Source organism: Arthrobacter sp. lap29, from assembly GCF_032458965.1.
Classification (GTDB): Bacteria; Actinomycetota; Actinomycetes; order Actinomycetales; family Micrococcaceae; genus Specibacter; species Specibacter psychrochitiniphilus.
This window is the reverse complement of the sequence record NZ_JAUCEK010000023.1, coordinates 1-3,656: the sequence shown is the minus strand read 5'-3', so window position 1 is coordinate 3,656 and position 3,656 is coordinate 1. Positions and strand designations below refer to the sequence as shown.

The 3,656-nt window shown below is 55.1% G+C and carries 6 protein-coding genes; 4 read left to right on the top strand and 2 right to left on the bottom strand.

The window, feature by feature from the left end; all coding sequences use genetic code 11:
- The 4 genes from RY113_RS18250 to RY113_RS18235 all read left to right on the top strand — a co-directional run.
- Nucleotides 1-713 (top strand): hypothetical protein (locus RY113_RS18250; RefSeq protein WP_315915799.1); only part of this gene is annotated, 713 nt, incomplete at its 5' end.
- A gap of 418 nt (nt 714-1,131) precedes the next feature.
- The gene (locus RY113_RS18245; RefSeq protein ID WP_315915797.1) at nt 1,132-1,482 is read left to right on the top strand and encodes a hypothetical protein; all 351 of its coding nucleotides are present in this window, start codon (nt 1,132-1,134) and stop codon (nt 1,480-1,482) included.
- A gap of 167 nt (nt 1,483-1,649) precedes the next feature.
- Complete coding sequence (locus RY113_RS18240) at nt 1,650-2,036, top strand: hypothetical protein (RefSeq protein WP_315915795.1); 387 nt, start codon at nt 1,650-1,652, stop codon at nt 2,034-2,036.
- A 293-nt stretch (nt 2,037-2,329) separates the two neighbouring features.
- The gene (locus RY113_RS18235; protein ID WP_315915801.1) at nt 2,330-2,677 is read left to right on the top strand and encodes a hypothetical protein; all 348 of its coding nucleotides are present in this window, start codon (nt 2,330-2,332) and stop codon (nt 2,675-2,677) included.
- A gap of 354 nt (nt 2,678-3,031) precedes the next feature.
- Here the strand turns inward: RY113_RS18235 and RY113_RS18230 are convergent, their stop codons facing one another.
- Both RY113_RS18230 and RY113_RS18225 read right to left on the bottom strand, forming a co-directional pair.
- A complete protein-coding gene (locus RY113_RS18230; protein WP_315915793.1) occupies nt 3,032-3,292 on the bottom strand; it encodes a type II toxin-antitoxin system RelE/ParE family toxin in 261 nt (86 codons plus the stop codon).
- The gene (locus RY113_RS18225) at nt 3,289-3,552 is read right to left on the bottom strand and encodes a type II toxin-antitoxin system Phd/YefM family antitoxin (RefSeq protein ID WP_110107668.1); all 264 of its coding nucleotides are present in this window, start codon (nt 3,550-3,552) and stop codon (nt 3,289-3,291) included. Before RY113_RS18225 ends, RY113_RS18230 begins: the two co-directional genes overlap by 4 nt.
- Nucleotides 3,553-3,656: the final 104 nt, after the last annotated feature.

Here is a 3,656-nt window from a genome sequence, read left to right as displayed (position 1 = left end):
GGATTCAGCACTTCATTGTCGAGTCAAACGAATTCGGGGCTGTCCCATTTCTGGATCTAGGGCAGTTCGGCATTGACACCATCTCGTTGGGGGAGTGCACTAGGCACATGGCATCCCGACGGGTTGAGGCGAGCATCCGGATCACTGGCGGATTGCTGGTCATTGTTCTTGCCGTCACCTCGCTGATTATGATTTGGAGCCAGTCGCCGAAGGCATTTACTGGTATAGCGATCAGTCTGGCCGCTGGCATTGTCATATCTTCGGGTGCCATTATTGTGGTGGGCAGGACGCGGGCCGGGCGTATAGTCTTGACCCGGCACAGGTGGAAGTATGGACTGCTCATTGGCGTCATCGTGGTCTACACCGTCATGACTGTCGTCCTCAATCGTCCAGTTGGCAACCCGGGGCTGGCAATCTTCCCGATTGTTTTGGGCTTATTTGTGGCCCAGTTGTTCGAGTCGGAAGCGGTGGCAGCCTCCAAGGCGGCACTGATCATACTGACCGACCGCAATGTCCGGAGCTGGACACGCATCGTCCGTGTGATGGCTGTTGCGGGTGTGGTTCTTTGCTCCATCAGCGTAGTCGCTGCAGTCGTCGGCAACTTTGTTCTTGTTTCCCTTGTTTTACCCGTGGCGATAATTTCCCTGTTATTGGCAGGGGCGATCTGGGTATGGCTCAGGTCCGTCAGGCGTCAAGCCAAAGCCAACCGGTAACCGGGCCGTTTGGACCAGTATCCAGGTCGACAGGCAGCGTCACATCCGGTTTTTCGGACTCGCATTCCCTTGACTCAGAACAACAGTGGCCCACTCAGTACTGACGGCCACGACAAGGCTGGTGTCCGCGCCTAAGCTGCCGCAAGCGGAACCTCCTACGGGACATCAACGACAATCGATGCTGTCTGGCTAGTGTGTGTAGCCACTTACAGCGGCTTAATGACCCCATGATCTGACACTCAGGCCGTCGAAACCTGAAACCGCTGCTTTTATTTGCTTTACGCTTGTCCGTTCCATAGGGCCCTGATGAAGGTGCGAAGTCAGGCGGGGGTCCAAGTTCTAGGGAAAGGGACCAGTCCCGTGAAGAATTAGCCCTGGGTAGGACGTTTTACCCTTTGTCACCTGAAAGGCTAGAAGAATGAACCCTTTTTGCCTGCTGCCCATTTGTGTCGGTATTTTCTGGTTACTGCACGCCTCCCTAAGGATTCTCGGCCGCAAGGAGGCAAAGTACACAGCTTGGCTTCTTTTGGCGGGCCTCCCCGTTATGGCAGTTGCCTTCTTCCTGACGGGAATGGCTGCTGAGGATCCTAACCCAACCAGATCCTCATCAGGGATAGCGGGCGGCGGGTTGGCGGAGGCGATACTCTTTGTTGAGTGTGTCCTCCTGTGGGCCGTTGCGGGCTTCGCCGAGACCATTCTCCTGCTCATCACATCCTCGCGGCGGGATAAATCCACAACCAAAGATGCAGTGACCCTTGACCGTCAGTGACGTTTTCGAGGACATCATCAGACCCGACCAATGACCAGTCGGTCGTTCAACTGGCCCTCGTGGCCCCGGGCTGAGCCTGAGAGTGGCGTGGAGAGCCCTGATAGGCTCTGTACTTCCAAGATCTGAAGGTAACGGTGGGGGAAATGAAGTCGAAGAAAATTATGGCCATGACTGCGGTGGTCGGAGCGATGGTGCTGACAAGCTGCGCGACCCAGGCCAATGTGTCACCTGAAGCTGCAGGTGAAAATATCTCTACACCCATGGGGAACTGCCTCGGGGGATTCGAGACCATCTGGAATTTGACCCCAGTTGACGGCAATGTATCCGAACTTCCTCAGGAGATCGTGACGGTAGTGTCTGAGACAGGGCGGATTTTTGATGCCATGCGCAGGACATCGGACGGGACAGCGGAGGCCGTTGCACCAGAGGACATTAATTACAAGGTCAATGTGGATCCGTCCTGGCCGAAGAACAATGCCATTGTCATTGACACCGCAACCGACAAGGTCCTGGACACCATCAACATTCCCGATGGTAGGACAATATGTGACTAGGCGCTGGAATTGGCCAGAGAATAGAGCAGTCGCCCACAAAAGTTCCAGGGTCGCGCACCCATTCTGAACCGACACCGCAAAACACCTGCTGGCCCGTTGCTTGGACGTTGGCGGTCTTTCTCGCATGGGAGAACCCTCAAAGGTCACCTCGATTGACAGAATCAACCCTGGGTTGGATGAACTATCTTTCCCTTACTGGCAGACTGGGCCGATGATCTCACTCACGATTGTTTTTCTGTCCACCACGACTCCACTCGCAGTGAATGGCGCAGGAGCGATCTGACGTGCGACGAATGCCACTGAGAGGATGGCTTGGACTGTCCTTCCTGTCCTTCATTGCCATCGGTGTTACGTATTTCATCGGGATATTCGCCTCCGGTAAGGACATTGACGAGACATGCGCGAAGGCCGGCCAACTGCTTGACAGAGACTATCGGGCGCAGAACTGGCAAGAACCAGGGCGGCTCTTCCCTCTACATAACAAATGCAACGCCGGTTATGACATGATCCCGGTCTGGATTAATCCTGCTCTGGTGATCTTCGCCGTTCTAACAGCCACATTTATCTGCGCGTTTATCGTCGCGGCAACCAAACGTTTGAAAGCACACCGACGAGAAAGCCAAGTTCACGATAAGGCGTAAATTCACCCGCCGCAGTTTTCTCGGAGCTACTATCGCAGTCTCCGGCGCGATGAAGTTCCCCATGAATTCAGCTCTCGCCATTCCGTAAGCGGTATCTCTTTAAGGCTTGCTGGAGTAAGCCGGTCGATCAGAGGCCGGCCGGATCACCTGAGGCAAAAGTAGTTCTGGGATCTGTTGGGCTGTCCGCTTGGGAACGGGATACGGGACCGCTTACTGAAACTTGGCGCTTATCGGGCCTGAGGTCCTCAGGAACCGAGGTGCTGCACGTTCTGCTACTGGCGATCCCATCCGTTAATGCGCGTTGAGTATGCCCAAAGTTTTGGATATCTAAGTAATTAAAACGCAGCCGGATGGTTATTTGTAGACTTCGCGGCGGTGGGCCACTCGAACCACGGTAACGAGGAGAAGTTTGTCGACAACTTCGTAGAGTATCCGGTAGTCACCAACGCGGATCCGCCAAGCAGTACTTTCGCCGGCCAGCTTTTTACAACCAGCAGGGCGGGGGTCCTGCCCAAGTTCGGCGATGCCGGACAGGATGCGGCGTCGGATTCCGGGGTCAAGCTTTCTGAGTTCTTTCGCGGCCGCGGTGGTGAATTCAATGCGGTAAGAACTCACGCGTCTAGCTCAGCACGCAGTTCACTCAGGCTGACGCGCTCACCGTCATCAGCCAACTTAGCCGCCCGGTATTCAGCGACATCACGGAACATTTCCAGTTGCTCCAGCAGTTCAAAGTCATCGGGGCCAATAAGCACAGCCGCCGGCTTGCCGTTCTTCGTAATCTGCACGCGTTCATGCCCGTAGCTAGCACGGCCCACAGCATCAGCGAGACCATCGCGAAGTGCCCGAATTGTGACGGATGAAGTAATCGTGTTCATGTAACCACAGTAGCACTTGTGTACACATTTGACACGACGATTCTATCACCCAAAGTCGGCTCTATCTCCCCTTGTCTCCGGCAATTCCAGAGGGGAACCATGAG